The sequence below is a fragment of the Syntrophorhabdus sp. genome (genome assembly GCA_012719415.1).
Taxonomy (GTDB): domain Bacteria; phylum Desulfobacterota; class Syntrophorhabdia; order Syntrophorhabdales; family Syntrophorhabdaceae; genus Delta-02.
The window spans coordinates 1-1,547 of the sequence record JAAYAK010000073.1 but is presented as its reverse complement, the minus strand read 5'-3'; the positions used below and the strand labels follow the sequence as shown (position 1 = coordinate 1,547).

The window sequence follows — 1,547 nt, the reverse complement described above, 5'->3', positions numbered from 1 at the left end:
CCGAGTATGAGGGCCACAGCTTCATCAAGGGCGGCACGGGCATCAAGGAGGCAACAAACGGGTGGCTCGATGTGTTTTGCGGCGGGAAGAACGAGATCATCCTCGGGAACGTGAACAGCTGGGTGGTCGGGCTTCGCGTCTGGTTCACGGTCGGGGGATTGATGGATGCGGTATTCGGCGGCAAGTTCGAGACCCAGATCCCGGAGATCCTGAATTTCAGGAACTTCCACGTGAACGTCACCCCGGGGAACTGGAAGACCTACGCCAGCATGACTGTTGCCCGCGCGAGCAAGCAGCGCTTCGCCGGCGAGGCAACGAGGATAGAAGGTCAGGTGAACCAGGTCGTCGGACAGCGCATGCAGAACACGGCCATGAGGGTCAACACTCTCGCACAGAGGACAGAGGTCATAGCGAACAGCGTCAAGACGACGGCGACGAGAACGGAGGCAAACGCCCAGAGGATCGACGCGGTGGCGACAAAGATGGACAACACCATCGGGAACCTGCGCGGCGTCGGCAACGAGACCAAGATCGCTGGGGCGAAGATAACGAACGCGGGCATCGGGGTCAACAACGCCGGGGAGACGTTGAGGACCGCAGGCACACAGCTCAGGGACGCCGGGATCGCTACCGAGGAGGCCCTGCAAATTATACAGGTTTGATATGAAGGTCATCAAGGAATCGGAACATTCTCTTCTTCTCAACTATTTCGGCCTCGGCGACAGGTATTACCTTGCCGTGACGGTGATGACCTTTTTCGCCTTCATGGACCCGTCAAACCCCCTGAAGGAGCAGGAGATGTGGCCCTTCGTCCAGGGGGAGCTCGGCAAGGACGCCATCCTCGACATGGCCATGCCGAAACCGAAGGGGGAGATGCTTGTCTGGGGCAGGTGCTTTGCACCCGACGGCAAACCCCGGGGTGCGTCCCGGGTGAGCGTGAGACTCGGTCCCATGGAGAAGACCCTCTACGTGTTCGGCAACCGCTACTGGAAAAAGGCCGCCGGGGTGGGCTTCGCGATAAGTGACCCCGAGCCTTTCACCGAGATGCCCGTGACGTACGACAGGGCCTTTGGCGGCGGAGGGTTTGACAGAAACCCCGCGGGCAGGGGTATCGCGCCTGTCCTTGCGGCGTCGGGAGCCGAGGTGCATCCGCTGCCCAATATCGAAGACCCGGGCCGCCTTGTGGGTTCGATCTCGGACCGTCCGGACCCGGCTGGTTTCGGCCCCCTTGATTACACCTGGCCCCAGAGGGCAAAGAAGCTCGGCACCTATGACAACAGGTGGTTTCAGGAGCGCTGGCCCTTCTACCCCGACGACATGAACTGGACCTATTTCAATGCCGCTCCCGAAGACCAGCAGATGGATGAATTCTTCCGGGGGACGGAGACCTTCGTCGTTACCGGCATGCACCCGAAAATGCCCGTCATCGAGTCGCGTCTTCCGGCATTGCGCCACCGCCTCTTCGTCAACCAGCTTTCCGACGTGAACAAACCCGACGGCGAGACGGTCTTCAAGGAAGTGCTCACCCATATCGACACAGTCTGGCT

2 protein-coding genes are annotated in these 1,547 nt (G+C 60.6%); both read left to right on the top strand.

From position 1 onward, the window contains the following. Positions 1-662: hypothetical protein (locus GXX82_04900; GenBank protein NLT22366.1), on the top strand; the 662-nt coding region annotated here is incomplete at its 5' end. 1 nt (position 663) lies between these two features. Then, positions 664-1,547: DUF2169 domain-containing protein (locus GXX82_04895; GenBank protein ID NLT22365.1), on the top strand; the 884-nt coding region annotated here is incomplete at its 3' end.